The sequence below is a fragment of the Streptomyces sp. NPDC001348 genome (genome assembly GCF_053597535.1).
Window position 1 is genome coordinate 135,248 of sequence record NZ_JBSFIK010000019.1, and the last position, 17,981, is coordinate 153,228.

The 17,981-nt window shown below is 71.0% G+C and carries 15 protein-coding genes; 5 read left to right on the forward strand and 10 right to left on the reverse strand.

The genetic code is table 11. The annotated features are described in order from the left end of the window. Window position 1: 1 nt before the first annotated feature. Together ACWC21_RS21325 and ACWC21_RS21330 are read left to right on the forward strand one after the other, a co-directional pair. Window positions 2-1,687 (forward strand): sodium:solute symporter family protein, encoded by a 1,686-nt coding sequence (locus tag ACWC21_RS21325; protein ID WP_450884044.1) that lies wholly within the window; start codon window positions 2-4, stop codon window positions 1,685-1,687. Window positions 1,688-1,708: 21 nt separating this feature from the next. Beyond that, on the forward strand, window positions 1,709-2,038 hold the full coding sequence (locus tag ACWC21_RS21330; protein ID WP_450884045.1) for a hypothetical protein: 330 nt from the start codon (window positions 1,709-1,711) through the stop codon (window positions 2,036-2,038). 117 nt (window positions 2,039-2,155) lie between these two features. On the opposite strand, the gene ACWC21_RS21335 is transcribed toward ACWC21_RS21330, so the two are convergent. The 4 genes from ACWC21_RS21335 to ACWC21_RS21350 form a co-directional block, all read right to left on the reverse strand. Then, window positions 2,156-2,833 (reverse strand): helix-turn-helix transcriptional regulator, encoded by a 678-nt coding sequence (locus ACWC21_RS21335; protein WP_450884047.1) that lies wholly within the window; start codon window positions 2,831-2,833, stop codon window positions 2,156-2,158. A 202-nt stretch (window positions 2,834-3,035) separates the two neighbouring features. After that, a complete protein-coding gene (locus ACWC21_RS21340) occupies window positions 3,036-4,769 on the reverse strand; it encodes an outer membrane protein assembly factor BamB family protein (protein ID WP_450884049.1) in 1,734 nt (577 codons plus the stop codon). A gap of 79 nt (window positions 4,770-4,848) precedes the next feature. Beyond that, on the reverse strand, window positions 4,849-6,630 hold the full coding sequence (locus tag ACWC21_RS21345) for an outer membrane protein assembly factor BamB family protein (protein ID WP_450884051.1): 1,782 nt from the start codon (window positions 6,628-6,630) through the stop codon (window positions 4,849-4,851). A 214-nt stretch (window positions 6,631-6,844) separates the two neighbouring features. Continuing rightward, window positions 6,845-8,641, reverse strand: a complete 1,797-nt coding sequence (locus ACWC21_RS21350; RefSeq protein ID WP_450884053.1) for an ABC-F family ATP-binding cassette domain-containing protein — start codon at window positions 8,639-8,641, stop codon at window positions 6,845-6,847. A 182-nt stretch (window positions 8,642-8,823) separates the two neighbouring features. Here ACWC21_RS21350 and ACWC21_RS21355 point away from each other — a divergent pair, with 182 nt between their 5' ends. Further along, window positions 8,824-9,417 carry a Uma2 family endonuclease gene (locus ACWC21_RS21355; RefSeq protein ID WP_450884055.1) on the forward strand — a complete coding sequence of 198 codons (594 nt, stop codon included), beginning with the start codon at window positions 8,824-8,826 and terminating at the stop codon, window positions 9,415-9,417. A gap of 5 nt (window positions 9,418-9,422) precedes the next feature. On the opposite strand, the gene ACWC21_RS21360 is transcribed toward ACWC21_RS21355, so the two are convergent. The 6 genes from ACWC21_RS21360 to rsmI form a co-directional block, all read right to left on the reverse strand. Then, the gene (locus ACWC21_RS21360; protein ID WP_450884057.1) at window positions 9,423-10,316 is read right to left on the reverse strand and encodes a 4-(cytidine 5'-diphospho)-2-C-methyl-D-erythritol kinase; all 894 of its coding nucleotides are present in this window, start codon (window positions 10,314-10,316) and stop codon (window positions 9,423-9,425) included. Then, window positions 10,313-11,182 carry a 16S rRNA (adenine(1518)-N(6)/adenine(1519)-N(6))-dimethyltransferase RsmA gene (gene rsmA, locus ACWC21_RS21365; protein WP_450884059.1) on the reverse strand — a complete coding sequence of 290 codons (870 nt, stop codon included), beginning with the start codon at window positions 11,180-11,182 and terminating at the stop codon, window positions 10,313-10,315. Before rsmA ends, ACWC21_RS21360 begins: the two co-directional genes overlap by 4 nt. Before the next feature lie 47 nt (window positions 11,183-11,229). Then, window positions 11,230-12,714 carry a ubiquitin-like domain-containing protein gene (locus tag ACWC21_RS21370; protein ID WP_450884061.1) on the reverse strand — a complete coding sequence of 495 codons (1,485 nt, stop codon included), beginning with the start codon at window positions 12,712-12,714 and terminating at the stop codon, window positions 11,230-11,232. A 114-nt stretch (window positions 12,715-12,828) separates the two neighbouring features. Beyond that, window positions 12,829-13,719: a TatD family hydrolase gene (locus ACWC21_RS21375; protein WP_450884063.1), complete on the reverse strand. Its 891-nt coding sequence runs from the start codon at window positions 13,717-13,719 to the stop codon at window positions 12,829-12,831. Window positions 13,720-13,765: 46 nt separating this feature from the next. Then, on the reverse strand, window positions 13,766-14,191 hold the full coding sequence (locus tag ACWC21_RS21380; RefSeq protein ID WP_450884065.1) for a hypothetical protein: 426 nt from the start codon (window positions 14,189-14,191) through the stop codon (window positions 13,766-13,768). A gap of 263 nt (window positions 14,192-14,454) precedes the next feature. Continuing rightward, on the reverse strand, window positions 14,455-15,306 hold the full coding sequence (gene rsmI, locus ACWC21_RS21385) for a 16S rRNA (cytidine(1402)-2'-O)-methyltransferase (protein WP_450884067.1): 852 nt from the start codon (window positions 15,304-15,306) through the stop codon (window positions 14,455-14,457). Window positions 15,307-15,414: 108 nt separating this feature from the next. Between rsmI and ACWC21_RS21390 the strand changes: the two genes are divergently transcribed. Then, entirely contained in the window at window positions 15,415-17,154 is a 1,740-nt protein-coding gene (locus ACWC21_RS21390; protein ID WP_450884069.1) for a dolichyl-phosphate-mannose--protein mannosyltransferase, read from the forward strand. Between the two features lie 317 nt (window positions 17,155-17,471). After that, on the forward strand, window positions 17,472-17,909 hold the full coding sequence (locus ACWC21_RS21395) for a GRAM domain-containing protein (RefSeq protein WP_450884071.1): 438 nt from the start codon (window positions 17,472-17,474) through the stop codon (window positions 17,907-17,909). Window positions 17,910-17,981 lie beyond the last annotated feature (72 nt).

Genomic DNA, 17,981 nt, shown 5'->3' on the forward strand with positions numbered 1-17,981 from the left:
TATGCGAACCCCCACACTCCTGGCCGCCGAGCTACGGCTCCCGACCAACTGGCTCGACTACACGATCCTCGCGATCTACTTCGTCGTCGTCCTGGGCATCGGTTTCGCCGCCCGCCGGTCGGTGAAGACCAGCCTCGACTTCTTCCTGTCCGGACGATCCCTGCCCGCCTGGATCACCGGTCTCGCCTTCATCTCGGCGAACCTGGCGGCCACCGAGATCCTGGGCATGGCGGCCAACAGCGCACAGTACGGCGCCTACACCGTCCACTGGTACTGGGTCGGCGCCATCCCGGCCATGGTCTTCCTCGGCCTGGTCATGATGCCCTTCTACTACGGCAGCAAGGTCCGCTCGGTGCCCGAGTTCCTGCTGCTGCGCTTCGACAAGGGCGCCCACCTGCTCAGTTCCGTCCTGTTCGCGTTCGCGGCCATCCTGATCTCCGGGGTGAACCTCTACGCCCTGGCGATCGTCGTCGAGGCGCTGCTGGGCTGGCCCCAGTGGGTGGCCATCGTGGTCGCCGGCGCCTTCGTGCTGGCGTACATCACCCTCGGCGGTCTGTCCTCCGCGATCTACAACGAGGTGCTGCAGTTCTTCGTGATCCTGGCGGCCCTCATCCCGATCACGGTGCTCGGGCTGAAGCGGGTGGGCGGCTGGGGCGGCCTGACCGACAAGCTCACCGCGCAGCACGGCGCGAACTTCACCACCGCCTGGGGCGGCACCGGCATCGGCCACGCCAACCCGCTCGGCGCGAACTGGCTGACCATCGTTCTCGGCCTCGGCTTCGTGCTCTCCTTCGGCTACTGGACGACGAACTTCGCCGAGGTGCAGCGCGCACTGTCCGCGAAGAACCTCTCCGCCTCCCAGCGCACCCCGCTGATCGCGGCGTACCCGAAGATCTTCATCGTCTTCCTGGTGATGATCCCGGGCCTGGTCGCGGCGGTGCTGGTGCCGAAGATCGGCACGCCCGCCTCGGGCCTGCAGTACAACGACGCGATCCCGTACCTGATGTCGCGGCTGCTGCCCAACGGTGTGCTCGGCATCGCCGTCACCGGGCTGCTCGCCGCCTTCATGGCGGGCATGGCGGCCAACGTGTCGTCCTTCAACACGGTGTTCACCAACGACATCTGGGGGAGGTACGTGGTCCGGGGCCGCGAGGACGGGTACTACGTGGGGTTCGGACGGCTGATCACCGTGGTCGGCGTGGTGGCGTCCATCGGCACGGCGTTCCTCGCGTCGTCCTTCTCCAACATCATGGCCTACCTGCAGACGCTGTTCTCCTTCTTCAACGTGCCGATGTTCGTCGCCTTCATCGTCGGCATGTTCTGGAAGCGCGCGTCCGCGAAGTCCGGGTTCTGGGGGCTGCTCGCCGGGACGGTGACCGCGATGGTCAACTACTTCGTCCTCTACAAGAAGGGCATCATCGGCATCCCCACCGACCAGGGCGCCAACTTCGTCTCCGCCATCGCGGGGTTCGTCGTCGGCGCGGTGGTCATGTTCGTGGTGTCGCTGTTCACCCGACCCAAGCCGGAGCACGAGCTGCAGGGGCTGGTGTACGGCACCCGCTCGCCCGGCATGGCCGAGCCGGCCGCCCCCGGGGACGACGCCTGGTACCGCCGTCCCGCGCTGCTGGGCTGGGGCGCGGTCATCCTGGCCGCCCTCTGCTACGTCCCGTTCTCGTTCTCGCTCTGACCGCGGGAGGATGGAAAGACCATGTCCGAGTCCGAACACTCCTGGTACTCCGAGGAAGACGTCCAGCGGGAAGTCACCGAGCTGGAGCAGAAGTCGGCCACGGCCGCGCGGATCTTCGACCTGCGGCGGATCATCGGCGGCCTGTTCGTCGTGTACGGGATCATCGTCACCATCGCCGGGATCACCGACTCCGACGCCGAGATCGCCAGGGCGCAGGGGATCAACATCAACCTGTGGACCGGCATCGGGATGCTGCTGCTGGGGTTGTTCTTCCTGGCGTGGCTGAAACTGCGGCCCACGCCGCCGCCGCTGGAACTTCCGCGGGAGGGCGGGGACGGCGAGGGCAAGTAACTGGCGCCGGGTCCTGTAACTCAGCCCGTCCGGCGTTTGAGGACGAGGCCCCTTCAGGGCCGAAGCGGGGGCCTGGGGGGCGGCAGCCCCCAAAGGCCCGCGGTGACACCGGGTGCGTTACGACTCCGGCCCAGTTGACGCCCGGTCCAAAAGACCCGTGCGCGCGGCCAGCGCCGCGGCCTCCAGGCGGGAGCCCACGCCGAGTTTCATCAGGACCCGCTGGACGTGGGTCCGGGCCGTCGACGGGGCGATGCCCATGCCCGCCGCGATCAGGCGGGTGTCCTCGCCGTCGGCGACCCGGACCAGGACCTCGACCTCGCGCGGGGTGAGCATCTGCAGGAGACGCTGGCCCTCGTCGTCGGGCTGGGCGGCGGGGTTGAGGAGTTCGCTGAACGCGCCCTGCAGCAGCTGGGGTGCGACCGCCGCCTCCCCGGCCCTGGCCTTCATGATCGCCCGCTCCACGCCCTCGATGCGCTCGTCGTGCCGGACGTAACCGGAGGCGCCCGCCGCGAAGGCCGCCGCGATCCCCCGGGGCGAGGGCACCGGGCCCAGGACCAGGACCGCGACCTGCGGACGCTCCCGTTTGATCTTCACCACGGGATCGAAGATCCCCGGCTCCGCGGGTGCCGCCGTGCCCAGCAGGCACACCTCGGGCGCCCGGCTGATCACCAGGTCCGCCGCGCCCGCGGCCGGTGCCGCCGCGGCGAGTACCCGGTGTCCCCGCAGCTTGAGCGCCGAGGCCAGCGCCTCCGCGAGCAGTCGGTGGTCGTCGACCACCATGAGCCGCACTCCCATAGAGCAACCCCCCAGTCCCCCCCATGGATGCCCCACTATGGATGCCCACGGTCCACATGGACAGAGGGCCCCCCGGCACCCCGCCCTTCATGCCCCCGGAAGCTACACGCTTGTTCGACGTCGCGCTGCCCCTACCGGTGAGAAGTGCCCCGGAACGCTGAAATTCCTGCTATTCCGCGCATTCGCGGGGCCTGATGGGTGATCAGTTTCCCGCGCCGAAGGCGACGACCAGGTACTCGTCGCTGTTCGCGGAGGCCGCCTTGTCCGCGAAGACCGCCGACATGTAGAGACGGCCCCGGGCGTAGAGGAGCTCCGCGTAGTCGAGCGACATGCTGGTCTCCGCCTCGTGCGCCGAACCGGTGGCGGGGTTCTCCAGCAGCTTGGTCTCCTTGAAGGAGCCGCCGGCGATGCTGACGATCTGCCCGCCCTTGTCGTAGGGCGGACGCTTGTACGCGATCAGGTCGCCGCCGTCCATGCGCAGCGGGTAGAGCGTGTAGCCGTCGCCCGCGTCGGCGCGCTGCCCGGTCTGCCTGCCGGTGGCCAGGTCGAAGGCGACGATCTCGTTGGTCCTGCTGAACTTCTCGGTGCCTTCCTTCTCCTCGGTCGGCACGTACAGCCTGTCGTTGCCGACGACGATCCCCTTGCAGGACTCGACGCGGGTGATGCCGTCGCAGTGGCCGCCGTAGGAGTCACCCGGCGCGGAGATCCGGGTGCGCAGCTTCCCGGTCCTGTTGTCGATGGAGAAGTAGTCCGACACGCCGCTGCCGTCGCCCGCGCTGTCGCCGACGTCGGCCGCGACCACCAGCGGGTCGGTGGAGACGACGGAGGCGTACTCGATGCCCTCGGACATCTTGTACTCGGAGATCACCTTCCCGGACTTCGGGTCGATGGTCTGGATGTGCAGCTGATGGCTGTCGTAGTCGCCGCACTTGCGCACCGCCACCAGCTTCTCGCCGCCGCCGTACCCGCTGTCGTAGCAGGTGTCGCTCGGCTTCGGCTGCCACAGCACCTTGCCGGAGGTGATGTCGAAGGCGGCGCCGCCGCTGGTGCTGCCGACGGCGACGGTGCTCTGCGCGACCGTCACGTTGTCGAAGCTGATCGCCCGGTCACCGGAGTCGACCGACTTCGTCCAGAGCTTCTTGCCCGCGTTCAGGTCGATGGCCGCGACCTGGCTGCAGCCCTCGGACGAGCCGGTCTTCGGCATCTTCGGCTGGAAGGTGATCGCCGTCAGGCCGTCGGAGGTGACGTGGTCCGTGGCCGCGCAGACCGGGCCGGGCAGTTCGACCGTCCACAGCCTGCTGCCGTCGCCGGGGTCGTAGCCGACGATCCGGGCGACGCCGCTCTTGGCGTACACCTTGTCGGTGAGCCAGGAGCCGTCGGTGACGACCGTGTCGTTCGCCTTGGGCATCGGGACCTTGAAGATGACGTCGGAGGCGGTGTCGGCGGGAACCTTCTCCTTGCCGCCCGAGGACGTGCCGCCGGTGCCGCCCTTGCCGTCGCTTCCGCCGCTGGAATGCGCGGTGTCCTTCTTCCCGGCGTCGTCACCGCCGGACTTCGCGTACCAGACGCCGCCGCCGATGATCAGGGCGATCGCGACCAGCGCCGACACGGCGATCACCAGGGAGGTGTTCGTCCTGCGCCCGCCACCGCCGGGCGGACCGGGCTGACCGGGCAGCGGCTGCATCGGCATGGTCGGCTGTCCCGGGTAGCCGTAGCCGGGCTGACCGTACGCGGTCGGCTGCTGGGCGTACGGGTTCGGCTGCCGGCCGGGGTAGCCGTAGCCGGGCTGCTGGGGCGGGGTCTGCGGCGCCGGATAGCCGTAGCCGGGCTGCTGCGGCGGGGTCTGCGGCGGCTGCGGCGGGGTCTGCGGCGGCTGCGGCGGGCCGAAGCCGCCCTGGTGCGGGGGCTGGTTCGGCGGTGGCGGCGGCTGGGTCATGTCTGGTGCACCTCGGAAGGAAGCTCGGGAGGCCCGGAGGGCCGAGAGGGGGGAAGGAGGGCCGCGGCGGTCAGCGGCATCACTTGCCGAAGGCAAGCATCAGCTTCTCCTTGGCGTCGTCGTTCCCGGTCAGCCGGGTGGAGGAGATGTAGAAGCGCCCGTCGGCCCAGTCCACGGCACCGTCGTAGAAGCCGTCCTCGATCTCCGCGGTGCCGCTGGGGTTCTGCAGCAGCTTGGTGGTCCGGTGGCTCGAGCCGCCGGTCGGGATCGACACGACCTGGCCGCCCGTGTCGTACGACGGGTGCACGTACGCGACGAGCTTGCCGCCCTCGACCTCGACCGGGGTCATCGACTCGTCCGTCGGGGACTTCACGCGCCACTTCGCCTTGCCGCTCGCCAGGCTGATCGCGACGATCTCGTTGGCGCCGCCGCTCGTGTCGGTCGGCAGGTAGAGCGTGTCGGCGTCGGCCGCCACGCCCTGGCAGCCCTGGAGGTCGCGCTCCAGGACGGCCCAGCCGCACTGCGGGGCGAACTTCTCGTCGACCTTGACCTCGGAACGGAACCTGCCGTCGGCGGTGAAGGTGGAGATGTTCCACACCTTCTTGTCCTCGTTGGTCAGGTAGACCACGAGCGGGTCGACGGAGTAGGTCCGTGCGACCGACCAGCCCTTCTTGACCTTCTGGGTCCACTTGACCTTGCCGGTGGCCGGGTCCAGCGACTGGATCTCGTCGTGCTCGTTGCTTCCGCCGGCACCGCAGGAGGCGACGGAGACCAGCCGGCCGGTGCCGCCCGCGAACGCGGTCGGGAAGCAGTCTGCGCCGTACTTCTTCTTGTCGTACAGCTTCTTGCCGCTGCCCAGGTCGTACGCCGTCCCCGACTGCGAGCGGCCCACCATCAGGACCTTGCCGCTGATGGTGAGGCCCACGTCGAGCGCGCTGTCGAACAGGTCGCCGTCGGCGACCGTGCCGCTCCAGCCCTTCTTCCCGGTGTTCAGGTCGATCTGCTGGAGCTGGTTGCACTTGGCGCGGTCGCTGGTGCCGCTCATGTACGCCACGACGATCTTGTCGTCGGCCGACTTCTGCGGGGTGACGGCGCAGATCTTCTGCGGGAAGGCGATGGGGCCCCAGGCGGGGGCGCCGTCACCGGCGTCGTAGGCGAAGACCTGCTTGTAGGCCGCCTTCACCGCCGTCCTGCCGGTGATCCACATGCCGGGTGCCTCGGCACCGGAACCGGGAGCGTCCGGGGCCGTCTTGTACCAGAGCACCTTGGCCTCGCCGGGCTTCCGGCCCGCGTTGAGGTCCTCCGGGTCGGACTTGCCGTCGCCGCTGCCGTCGCCGGGGTTCGCCGGGGTGTCGCCGGCGGTGGGCTCGCCGGCGTCGCTCTTCCGCGCGACCGGCTTCTTCCCGCCGCCGTCGTCACCGCCGACGACCGCGTACACGGTGCCGCCGACGACCAGCAGCGCCGCCACCGCCGCGCCGATGACGAGGACGGGCTTGCGCTTGAAGGGGCCGCGCGGACCGCCGGGCGGCGGTGTGCCGGGGCCACCGGGGTACTGCGGCTGCTGTGGGTACCCGTACCCGGGCTGCGGGGCGTACGGCCCGGGCTGCTGGGGATACGGCCCGGGCTGCGGGGCGTACGGCCCCGGCTGCGGCGGCTGACCGTACGGGCCGGGCGTACCGGGCGCCCCGGCGTAGGGGCCGGGCTGGGCGTAGGGGCCGGGCTGCTGCGGGTGGCCGTGTCCCGGCTGGGGTGACTGGGCCGGTGGCGGGGGCGCGGGGGCTCCGAATCCGCCCTGCGGCGGCGGGGCCTGCGGTGGGCCGAAACCGCCCTGCTGCGGCGGATGTTCGGGCGGCTGGGTCATCAGCGCGTCTCCCCCTCGTTCACTGATTTTTAGCCACGCCCCGAGGTTCCTTCGCGGCCCCAAGGTCGTATTCAGACTGTTGTCGGACCGCTCTTTCTATCACTCGGGCCGGACAACGCAGCGGGCCGGACCACCCCCTGTTTCCAAGGGAGGACCGGCCCGTGATGCCGTCGTTACGCGCCTTCACCCGCTCTTCACCGGGTGCGCGTCCCGGCTACGCGTCCTCGGCGAGTTCCAGCCAACGCAGCTCCAGTTCCTCGCGCTCACCGGTCAGTTCCCGGAGCTGGGCGTCGAGTTCGGCGACCTTGGCGAAGTCCGTGGCGTTGTCCGCGATCTGGGCGTGCAGCTTGGCCTCCTTCTCGGAGACGCGGTCCAACTGCCTCTCGATCTTCTGCAGTTCCTTCTTGGCGGCCCGCTGGTCGGCGGCGCTCTTCTCCGCGACGGCCGGCTTGGGGGCCGAGGCGGCGACCGCCTCCTCCATCCGCTGCCGCCGCTCCAGGTACTCGTCGATGCCGCGCGGCAGCATCCGCAGGGTGCCGTCGCCGAGCAGGGCGTACACCCGGTCGGTGGTGCGCTCGACGAAGAACCGGTCGTGGGAGATGACGATCATCGAGCCGGGCCAGCCGTCGAGGAGGTCCTCGAGCTGGGTGAGGGTCTCGATGTCGAGGTCGTTGGTCGGCTCGTCCAGGAAGAGGACGTTGGGCTCGTCCATCAGCAGCCGCAGCAGCTGCAGCCGCCGCCGCTCACCACCCGACAGGTCGCCGACCGGCGTCCACTGCTTCTCCTTGCCGAAGCCGAACGTCTCGCACAGCTGACCGGCGGTCATCTCCCGCCCCTTGCCGAGGTCGACGCGCTCGCGCACCCGCTGCACGGCCTCCAGGACCCGCCAGTCGGGGTCCAGTTCGGCGACCTCCTGGGAGAGGTAGGCCAGCTTCACGGTCTTCCCGACGGCGATGCGCCCGCCGACGGGCTGCGCCTCGCCCTCCGTGCGTGCCGCCTCGGCCATGGCCCGCAGCAGGGAGGTCTTCCCGGAGCCGTTGACGCCGACCAGGCCGATCCGGTCGCCCGGGCCGAGCTGCCAGGTGACGTGCTTCAGCAGCACCTTGGGGCCGGCCTGGACGGTGATGTCCTCGAGGTCGAAGACGGTCTTCCCGAGCCGGGACGATGCGAACTTCATCAGCTCGCTGCTGTCCCGGGGCGGCGGTACGTCCTTGATCAGCTCGTTGGCGGCCTCCACGCGGAAGCGCGGCTTCGAGGTCCGGGCGGGCGCCCCGCGCCGCAGCCAGGCCAGCTCCTTGCGGACCAGGTTCTGCCGCTTGGTCTCCTCGGTGGCCGCGATGCGCTCGCGCTCGGCACGGGCGAAGACGTAGTCGGAGTAGCCGCCCTCGTACTCGTAGACGGTCCCTCTCTGCACGTCCCACATGCGCGTGCACACCTGGTCGAGGAACCACCGGTCGTGGGTGACGCACACCAGCGCCGAGCGCCGCTCCCGCAGGTGCCGGGCCAGCCAGGAGATGCCCTCGACGTCGAGGTGGTTGGTCGGCTCGTCCAGGACGAGCAGGTCCTGCTCCTCGATGAGCAGCTTGGCCAGCGCGATCCGCCGCCGCTCGCCACCGGACAGCGGCCCGATGACGGTGTCGAGTCCCTTCGGGAAGCCCGGCAGGTCCAGCCCGCCGAACAACCCTGTCAGTACGTCCCTGACCTTGGCGTTGCCCGCCCACTCGTGGTCGGCCATGTCGCCGATGACCTCGTGCCGGACGGTGGCCCCGGGGTCGAGGGAGTCGTGCTGGGTGAGCACCCCGAGCCGCAGGCCGCCGGAGTGCGTGACCCGGCCGGTGTCGGCCTCCTCCACCTTGGCCAGCATCCGGATGAGGGTGGTCTTGCCGTCGCCGTTGCGGCCGACGACCCCGATCCGGTCCCCTTCGGACACGCCGAGCGAGACACCGTCCAGCAGCGCACGGGTGCCGTACACCTTGCTGACGTTCTCGACATTGACCAGGTTGACGGCCATTTCACTCCTGCCGGCGGGACTGTATCGACATGCGGCTCCGCCGCGGGGGTCAGCCTTCTAGCGTAGGGCCTGCGGGGCGGGGGGCGGCGCGTGGAGGGGCGGTCACTCTTTGTGATGACGTGATCGGGAATCGGCCGCTACCGTGGAGGACAGGCAGCAGGATCCCGTCCATGGGAGGAACCATGACCGCCGAGTCCCTAGAGCACCGAGCCCAGTGGCCGGTGCCGCCGCAGGACGGCTACACCGTGGACGACCTGTTCACGCTGCCTGATCTCCCGCCGCACACCGAGTTGATCGACGGGAGCCTGGTTTTCGTGAGCGCTCAGCGGGACTTCCACAGCGTTGTCATCGACCTGCTGGTGAGCGAGTTGCGCCGCACCGTGCCAAAGCAACTGAGAGTCCGCCGCGAGATGACCGTCGTCATCGACCGCCGCAACGGCCCGGAGCCGGACGTCTCGGTTGTCCGTAGGGAAGCCGTCAAAGGCCCGGATCAGACGTACTTCCATGTGGCCGACGTCCTGCTCGCCGTCGAAGTCGTTTCACCGGACTCCGAGGCCCGTGACCGCGACACAAAGCCACACAAGTACGCCGCGGCAGGCATTCCCCATTACTGGCTGGTCGACATGGCGGGTCAGGACAACCACGCAGTCGTCCAGGTCTACGAACGTGGCGAGGCGACGGGCACATACGCACTGACCGGCATCTACCACGACCATGTCAAGGTCAGCGTGCCGTACGACATCGACATCGACCTGACCGCAATCGACGAGCTCTGAGCCCCTCAGACCACCATCGCCCCCGGTGCGGGTGCCAAAGCCACCCGCACCGTCCGGCAAGTCCCCGACGCACGCAACGCCTCGGCCACCGCACCCGCCGACTCCGCGTCGCGCGCCAGGAAAGCCGTCGTCGGCCCCGACCCCGACACCAGCGCCGTCAGCGCACCCGCCGCCCGACCCGCGTCCAGCGTGTCCGCCAGCCCCGGGAACAGGGACAGCGCGGCAGGCTGAAGGTCGTTGGACACAGCCCCCGCGAGCGCCTCGGCGTCCCCCTTCGCGAGCGCCTCCACCAGCTCCGCCGATGCCACCGGCTCCGGGATCTCCCGCCCCTCGGCCAGCCGGTCGAACTCGCGGAAGACCGCCGGGGTGGACAGCCCGCGCCCGGCCATCGCGAACACCCAGTGGAAGGTCCCGCCGACCTCCAGCGCGGTCAGCCGCTCACCGCGCCCGACCCCGAGGGCCGCGCCCCCCACCAGACTGAACGGCACGTCGCTGCCCAGCCCGGCGCAGATCTCCAGCAGTTCGGCCCGCGAGGCTCCCGTCCCCCACAGCGCGTCGCAGGCGACCAGCGCACCCGCGCCGTCCGCGCTGCCGCCGGCCATGCCCCCGGCGACCGGGATGTCCTTGGCGATGTGGAGGTGCACGGCGGGCTCGATGCCCCGGCGCTCCGCGAGGGTGAGGGCGGCGCGCGCGGCGAGGTTCGTGCGGTCCAGGGGGACCTGCCCGGCGTCCGGCCCCTCGCAGGTGACGCTCAGTTCACCGGCCGGGGTGACCGTGACCTCGTCGTACAGGCCGACGGCGAGGAAGACGTTGGCCAGGTCGTGGTAGCCGTCGGGGCGGGCGGCGCCCACCGCGAGCTGGACGTTGACCTTGGCCGGCACGCGTACCGTGACGCTCACTTGCCGCTCTCCTTGTGTTCCGCGATCCGCGCGAACTCCTCGACCGTCAGGGACTCTCCCCGCGCCTGCGGCGAGACGCCGGCCGCGACCAGGGCCGTCTCGGCGGCCGCGGCCGAGCCGGCCCACCCGGCGAGCGCGGCCCGCAGGGTCTTGCGGCGTTGCGCGAACGCCGCGTCGACCACCGCGAAGACCTCCCTCTTCGACGCCGTGGTCTTGATCGGCTCGGCCCGGCGCACGAGCGAGACCAGCCCGCTGTCGACGTTGGGCGCGGGCCAGAAGACGTTGCGGCCGATGGCGCCGGCCCGCTTGACCTCGGCGTACCAGTTGGCCTTGACGGACGGGACGCCGTACACCTTCGAGCCGGGCGCGGCGGCGAGCCGGTCGGCCACCTCCGACTGGACCATGACGAGGGTGCGTTCGATGCCGGGGAAGGTGTCGAGCATGTGCAGCAGCACGGGCACCGCCACGTTGTACGGCAGGTTCGCCACCAGCGCGGTCGGGGCGGGCCCCGGCAGTTCGGTCACGTGCATGGCGTCGGAGTGGACCAGCGCGAACCGGTCCGCGCGCCCCGGCATACGGGCGGCGATCGTGGCGGGCAGTGCGGCGGCGAGGACGTCGTCGATCTCGACGGCCGTGACGCGGTCGGCGACCTCCAGCAGGGCGAGGGTGAGGGAGCCGAGCCCCGGGCCGACCTCCACCACCACGTCGTCCGGGCGGACCTCGGCGGTGCGCACGATCCGGCGGACCGTGTTCGCGTCGATCACGAAGTTCTGGCCGCGCTGCTTGGTGGGGCGCACGCCGAGCGCGGCCGCCAGTTCACGGATGTCGGCGGGGCCCAGCAGGGCGTCGGGGGTGGGGCTGCTCACCCGACAAGGGTACGGGGCGGCGGCCCCCGCTCCTGCGGCCCCGTCGCTCACCCGTGCAGCCGTCCCCCGCAGTGCGGCCAGGGAGCGGCGCCCTTGCGCACGTACAGCTTCTTCGCCCGGTACGTCTGCTCCTCCGCCGGGGCGTCCTGGGGGCGGCCCAGGCCGCCGAGGCTGTGCCAGGTGCGGGAGTCGAACTGGTAGAGGCCGCCGTACGTCCCGGAGGAGTCCACCGCGTGCGGCCGGCCTCCGGACTCGCAGGCCGCGAGCCCCTTCCAGTCGAGGTGGTCGGCGCCCCGCACGGACGGGGGGTGCGGCTTGGTGCCCACCTTCACCAGCTGTGTCCGGGGGCTGCGCACCACCTCGGACTTCTCGCGGCGCGGCTCCTGTCTGACCCCGTTGACGATCCGCTGGTGGTAGGTGACCCGTCTGAGTCCCGGCTCCCCGGCCCGTTCGACGACGACCGTGCCCCGGAACAGCGAGGGGTCGTCTCTCCGCCGCACGTCGAAGGGGATGATCTCCTCGCGGACCTCCTTGGTCCCGGTGATCCGCAGCACGGTCACGGTCTGCCCGTCGCGCGGGAAGCTGCCGGGCGGCACGGAGGTGGTGTCCTGGCCGTGCAGGGTGATCCCGGCCTGGGTCACCGCCTCCTGGACGGTCGCCGCGTTGGTGCGGATGGTGCGGGCGCGGCCGTCCGCCATGATCGTGACCGCGCGTTCGGTCCGCACGTCGAGCGCGAGGCCGGCGCGTCCGATGCGCCGGGAGCGCGAGGTCGACAGATAGGCGCCCTCGGCTCGTACCCCCATCTGTTCGAGCGCCTCCTGGACCGTGTGCGCCGTCGTCCACACCTCGTGGCGGTGCCCGTCGAGAGTGAGCCGCAGGGGGCGCCCGTAGTGCACCGCGATCTGGTCGCCGCTGGTCAGGGGGGCGCCGGGGGCGGGTACCACCACGTCGTGCGCGCCGACCGGTACGTCCTCCTCGGTGAGCAGTTCGGTCACGTCGTCGGCGAAGGTGTGCAGCGTGCGCGGCCTGCCGTCGACGTTCAGCTCGACCGCCTTGTCCTTGGCGACGAACGCGGTGGTGCCCCCGGCGAGGAAGGCGACGACCAGCGCCTGCGGCAGCAGCCGGCGCATCGCCGCCTCCGGCCGTTCGGGCCGGCGGGCCCTGCGCCGACGCCCGGTCCGCCCGCCGGCCGCGGCGGGCGCCGGGGAGACGTCCGGTGCTTCGGGTGCCGCGGGTGCTTCGGGCACCGAGGCAGGCGCCGGGGCGGGCTTCGGGGCGGGCTTCGGGGCCACCGTCACGGGCCGGCTCGCCGTCCGCCGCGGCGGCGCGGGCTCGGTGACGAGGTACGCCTGCGTCTCGTACGCGGGCCGGTAGGTGTCCTCGTACAGGCCGTACGACAGGGTCTCCGCGCGGGGCACGGAGGCGTCATGGCCGTACGGCTCGTACGACTCGTGCGGGCCGTACGGGCCGTGCGGGCCGTACTGGTCGTACGGGCCGTACCGGTCGTACGTCTCGTACTGCGGCTTGCTCACGCCGACACGCTCCAGAGGGCCAGAGGGGTCCGGATCGGGCCCCCAGAACCTAGCGGAGCGGGCGTCACTCTCCAAAGCGACGCGACTACGGAACGTCGCCGCCCGAACGTACGATCAGTACCCGAAGGCGCGGGCCGTGTTCGCGGCGAGCGCCGCGGCGAGGGTGTCCTCGTCGATGCCGCGCACGGCGGCCATGGCACGCACCGTGACGGGGACGAGGTACGGGGCGTTCGGGCGCCCCCGGTAGGGCGCGGGTGTCAGGAAGGGCGCGTCGGTCTCCACGAGGACCAGTTCGAGCGGGGCGACGGCGAGGGCGTCGCGCAGGTTCTGGGCGTTCTTGAAGGTGACGTTGCCGGCGAAGGACATGTAGTAGCCCTCGCGGGCGCAGACCTCCGCCATCTCCGCGTCGCCGGAGTAGCAGTGGAAGACGGTGCGCTCGGGGGCGCCCTCCTCCTTGAGCACGCGCAGGACGTCGGCGTGGGCGTCGCGGTCGTGGATCACGAGTGCCTTGCCCCGGCGCTTCGCGATCTCGATGTGCGCCCGGAACGACCGCTCCTGCGCCGCCTTGCCCTCCGGGCCGGTGCGGAAGTAGTCGAGTCCCGTCTCGCCGACCCCCTTCACCTGCGGCAGTCCGGCCAGCCGGTCGATCTCGGCGAGCGCCTCGTCCAGCGCGGCGTCCCCGCCGGGCTCGCGGGCGCCCTGCCGCGACCAGCCGTCGGGGTCTCCGTGGACGATGCGCGGGGCCTCGTTCGGGTGCAGGGCGACCGTCGCGTGGACGTCGTCGTACGTCGCCGCGGTCTCGGCGGCCCACTGCGAGCCCTTGATGTCGCAGCCGACCTGGACGACGGTCGTCACGCCCACCGCCGCGGCCTTCGCGAGGCCCTCCTCGACCGTGCCGGACTGCATGTCGAGGTGGGTGTGGGAGTCGGCGACGGGCACCCGGAGGGGCTCCGGGAGCGGCGGTGCCGCGTTCTTCTCGGCCGCGGTGGAGGTGTTCGAAGGCATGCCCCGATCCTACGAAAGGGGCATGCCCGGCCCGTCGGCGAGCGGTTCAGCTCGCCTTGCGCTGGAACGGGTGGAGAAGGTCGGACAGGTGCCAGTGGTGGTGTGCTCCGTCCGCCCCGTTCGACGCGGTCTCCGCGCTCTCCGCGGGGGGCGTCGGCGCCTCGGCCGGTCCGGCCGGCGGGGTGCGGTGCCGCTCGGCGGCGTGGCGCACCGACGAGACCTGACCCGCCCGCATGATCCGCACGACGTGCCCGTCACAGTTGTGGCACGCGGGCCGGCTCAGCGGGGACGGCACGACCTGGCCGCCGGCCACGTACATGACGAACTCATGGCCGTCCGCGTCCGTGTGGTGCTCTATCTCGTACGACTGTTCCCAGCCGTGCCCGCACCGCATGCAGGCGAAGGAATACGACTCGTGAACGACTGCCGTCGCGGTACCGCGCGGGCCGGTCTGCCCAGCGATCTCACTCATGCCAGCTCTCCTCCCCTTGGGGGCGAGGGACAGGTGCGTCCCTGCTGACCAGTGGACTCTTCCGCCGACGTGAATGCAGCAGGCCTGTCGAGTGTTGGAGTCGATTTGGGCGTTCCTTGCCGTACCGGCCCCGGCGGCGGGGTCTGCGCTTTGCCTTCGACGGCCCTGCTTTGCCCGGCCATGGGGCGCATGCTCATGGGTGAAGAGGCCTGCTCAGAGGGGGTGTGAGCCCCTTCACGCCCCGCTTTGCACCCTTTGCTTCCTCACAACCCGCCGGCGTTCTTCGCCGCCACGACGGCGTCGAACACCTCGCGTTTGGGGATCCCCGCCTCCGCGGCCACCGCCGCGATCGCCTCCTTGCGGCGCTCCCCCGCCTCCTCCCGGACCCTGACCCGGCGCACCAGCTCCGCGGCGTCCAGTTCCTCGGGACCGCGCTCGGCGGCGCCCTCCACGACGACGGTGATCTCGCCGCGCACGCCCTCGGCGGCCCAGGCCGCCAGGTCGGCCAGCGGACCGCGCCGCACCTCTTCGTACGTCTTGGTCAGCTCGCGGCAGACGGCGGCCCGCCGCTCGCCGCCGAAGACCTCGGCCATGGCGGCGAGGGTGTCGTCGAGCCGGTGCGGCGCCTCGAAGTACACGAGCGTGCGCCGTTCCTCGGCGACCTCCCGCAGCCGGGTCAGCCGCTCCCCGGCCTTCCTCGGCAGGAAGCCCTCGAAGCAGAACCGGTCGACGGGCAGCCCGGACAGCGCCAGCGCGGTGAGCACGGCGGACGGCCCGGGGACGGCGGTGACCCGGACGTCCCGTTCGACGGCCGCGGCGACCAGCCGGTACCCGGGGTCGGACACCGACGGCATCCCGGCGTCCGTCACCAGCAGCACGCGCGCGCCGTTCACCAGCTCCTCGACCAGCTCCGGTGTCCGGGCGGACTCGTTGCCCTCGAAGTACGACACCACCCGCCCCTTGGGCGTCACCCCGAGGGCCTGCGTGAGCCGGCGCAGCCGGCGCGTGTCCTCGGCGGCGACGACGTCGGCGCCGGCCAGTTCCTCGGCGAGTCTGGGCGGCGCGTCCGCGATGTCGCCGATGGGGGTGCCCGCCAAAACAAGGGTTCCAGTCACGCCGTCATCCTCTCAGGGGCCGAGGGGAAGGCCCGCGGGACCGGACGCAGTGCGACCGGTACCCCCCATGCACGGGACTCACACAGAACGGTTCCCTACGATGGCGCGGTGACCAGTACCGCGTCCTCCACCGACATCCGGCAGGGCCGGGCCCCGCAAGACCAGCGGCCGGGGTGGCAGCAGCGGCTGCGCCGATTCGGCTACGCGGCGGGGCCGAGAGGCGACCTCCGTGACCGCCTGGTGCCGCCGTACGCCGAGCCCAGCCCCCGTCTGTGGGCGTCCCTCGGGGTGCCGCCGACCCTCGCCGAGCGCGTCAGCCGCTGGTCGGGCTGGGGCGGTCCGCTGCTGGTGACGCTGATGGCGGGCCTGATGCGGTTCTGGAACCTGGGCAGCCCGAAGAAGGTGATATTCGACGAGACGTACTACGCCAAGGACGCCTGGGCGCTCGTCCACCGCGGCTTCGAGGTCAACTGGAACAAGAACGCCAACGACCTGATCGTCCAGACGAACGGCCACATCGCCGTCCCGACGGACGCCTCGTACGTCGTGCACCCGCCGGTCGGCAAGTACGTCATCGGGCTCGGCGAGCTGGTCTTCGGCCTCGACCCGTTCGGCTGGCGCTTCATGACCGCACTGCTCGGCACCCTGTCGGTGCTCCTGCTGTGCCGCATCGGCCGCCGCATCTTCCGCTCCACGTTCCTCGGCTGCCTGGCCGGTGCGCTGATGGCGGTGGACGGCCTGCACTTCGTGATGAGCCGGACCTCACTGCTCGACGGCGTGCTGATGTTCTTCGTGCTGGCCTCCTTCGGCTGCCTGGTCGTCGACCGCGACCGGGCACGGGAGCGGCTCGCCGCCGCGCTGCCCGTCGACGCCGACGGCCGCCTCCGCCCGGACGCCCAGGTCGCCGACACCCTCCGCCTCGGCTGGCGCCCCTGGCGCTGGGGGGCCGGCGTACTGCTCGGCCTGGCCATCGGCACCAAGTGGAACGGCCTGTACATCCTGGCCGCGTTCTGCCTGATGGCCGTGTTGTGGGACGTCGGAGCCCGCAAGGTGGCCGGCGCCCGGCACCCCTACCTGGCCGTCCTGAAGTACGACACCGGCCTCGCCTTCCTGGCCATGGTCCCGGTGGCGATCGCCGTGTACCTGATCTCCTGGCTCGGCTGGATCCTCTCCCCCACCGACGGCTCCGGCGGCTACTTCCGCAACTGGGCGGCCACCGACGGCAAGGGCGGTTCCTGGACGTTCCTGCCGGACTGGCTGCGCAGCCTGTGGCACTACGAGCACGAGGTGTACAAGTTCCACGTCGGCCTGTCGACCCCGCACACGTACCAGTCCAACCCGTGGAGCTGGCTCGTCCTGGGCCGCCCGGTCTCGTACTTCTACGAGTCCCCCTCCCCCGGTGTCGACGGCTGCCCGGCCGACGCGGGCCAGAAGTGCGCCCGCGAGGTCCTCGCCATCGGCACGCCCCTGCTGTGGTGGACGGCCTGTCTCGCGATCGCCTACATCCTGTGGCGCTGGGCCTTCCGCCGTGACTGGCGGGCGGGCGCCATCGCCTGCGGCATCGCGGCCGGCTACCTCCCCTGGTTCATGTACCAGCAGCGCACGATCTTCCTCTTCTACGCCGTCGTCTTCGTCCCGTTCCTCTGCCTGGCGGTGGCGATGCTGATCGGCGCCCTCGTCGGCCGCCCCGGCTCCACCGACACCCGCCGCCTGATCGGCGCCTCGGGGGCGGGCGTGCTGGTGCTGCTGATCGCGTGGAACTTCATCTACTTCTGGCCCCTGTACACGGGCACCGCGATCCCGATCGACGACTGGCGGTCGCGGATGTGGATCGATACGTGGGTCTAGCCGGGCAGACACACCATGAGGGCGCGGCAGTCCGCCGCGCCCTCATGGTCGTTGTTGGTCATTTAGTGGCTGTCGTCGGTCCCCCTCGGACGGCCCGAGGACGGCCCGGCCCTGGAGCCTGGCAGACCTGCAGTCCCCTCAACATCGCAGGGTTGATCTTTGCCTGACCAGTAGAGATGCCCTCTTCGCAGCGCCATGGACTGCGCACCGTCCGCACCCCGTCCAGACGCACACTCGGCTGTGCCCGTGTCATACGGGGGCGTTTCAATGCTGCTCCCGCTGCGCAGGAACGCAGCGGACTCGGAGGGGGAGTTGTGGTGATAGCGCCGTTGAGTCACGAGCATCTGCTGCCTGGCGAAGGAATCATCCTGCGCAAGAACGCCAACGCCGTCATTAACGTCCGGGAGGCCGGTCTGTCCCGGTTCGCCTTCGACGACCTGATGTGGTTGGTCGGCATGCGCGGGAAAGAGGCCATCGGGGGCCGCATTTACCTGACGAACTACCGGCTCGTGTTCAAGTCTCACCGCTTCAACCGCGTACGAGGCACGTTCAGTGTCTTCCTGCCCAACATCGAGGAGGTCCGGGACGCGTCGTTCGCGGTCACACGCCAAGTCACCGTTTCAACAGCGATGCAGGACTTCACGTTCGTTGTCTGGGGCATCCCCCAGCTCATCGACACCATGGACGAGTGCCGCGCCGAGTTCGACAGTGCGTACACCGCCGAGCTGGCCAGGGACTGCTGCATGATCGGGTGACAGCGGGGTTTATGCAGCCAGGGCTGCGGGTGGGGTCATGATGGTCTCGTACTCGACGGGGGTCAATCGGCC

Excerpts from the sequence above, each read along its gene's own strand:
- ACWC21_RS21330 (WP_450884045.1), top strand. The coding sequence starts at position 1,709 with ATGTCCGAGTCCGAACACTCCTGGTACTCCGAGGAAGACGTCCAGCGG.
- ACWC21_RS21380 (WP_450884065.1), bottom strand. The coding sequence starts at position 14,191 with ATGAGTGAGATCGCTGGGCAGACCGGCCCGCGCGGTACCGCGACGGCA.
- ACWC21_RS21375 (WP_450884063.1), bottom strand. The coding sequence starts at position 13,719 with ATGCCTTCGAACACCTCCACCGCGGCCGAGAAGAACGCGGCACCGCCG.
- ACWC21_RS21345 (WP_450884051.1), bottom strand. The coding sequence starts at position 6,630 with ATGACCCAGCCGCCCGAACATCCGCCGCAGCAGGGCGGTTTCGGCCCA.
- ACWC21_RS21335 (WP_450884047.1), bottom strand. The coding sequence starts at position 2,833 with ATGGGAGTGCGGCTCATGGTGGTCGACGACCACCGACTGCTCGCGGAG.
- ACWC21_RS21340 (WP_450884049.1), bottom strand. The coding sequence starts at position 4,769 with ATGACCCAGCCGCCGCCACCGCCGAACCAGCCCCCGCACCAGGGCGGC.
- ACWC21_RS21350 (WP_450884053.1), bottom strand. The coding sequence starts at position 8,641 with ATGGCCGTCAACCTGGTCAATGTCGAGAACGTCAGCAAGGTGTACGGC.
- ACWC21_RS21325 (WP_450884044.1), top strand. The coding sequence starts at position 2 with ATGCGAACCCCCACACTCCTGGCCGCCGAGCTACGGCTCCCGACCAAC.
- ACWC21_RS21355 (WP_450884055.1), top strand. The coding sequence starts at position 8,824 with ATGACCGCCGAGTCCCTAGAGCACCGAGCCCAGTGGCCGGTGCCGCCG.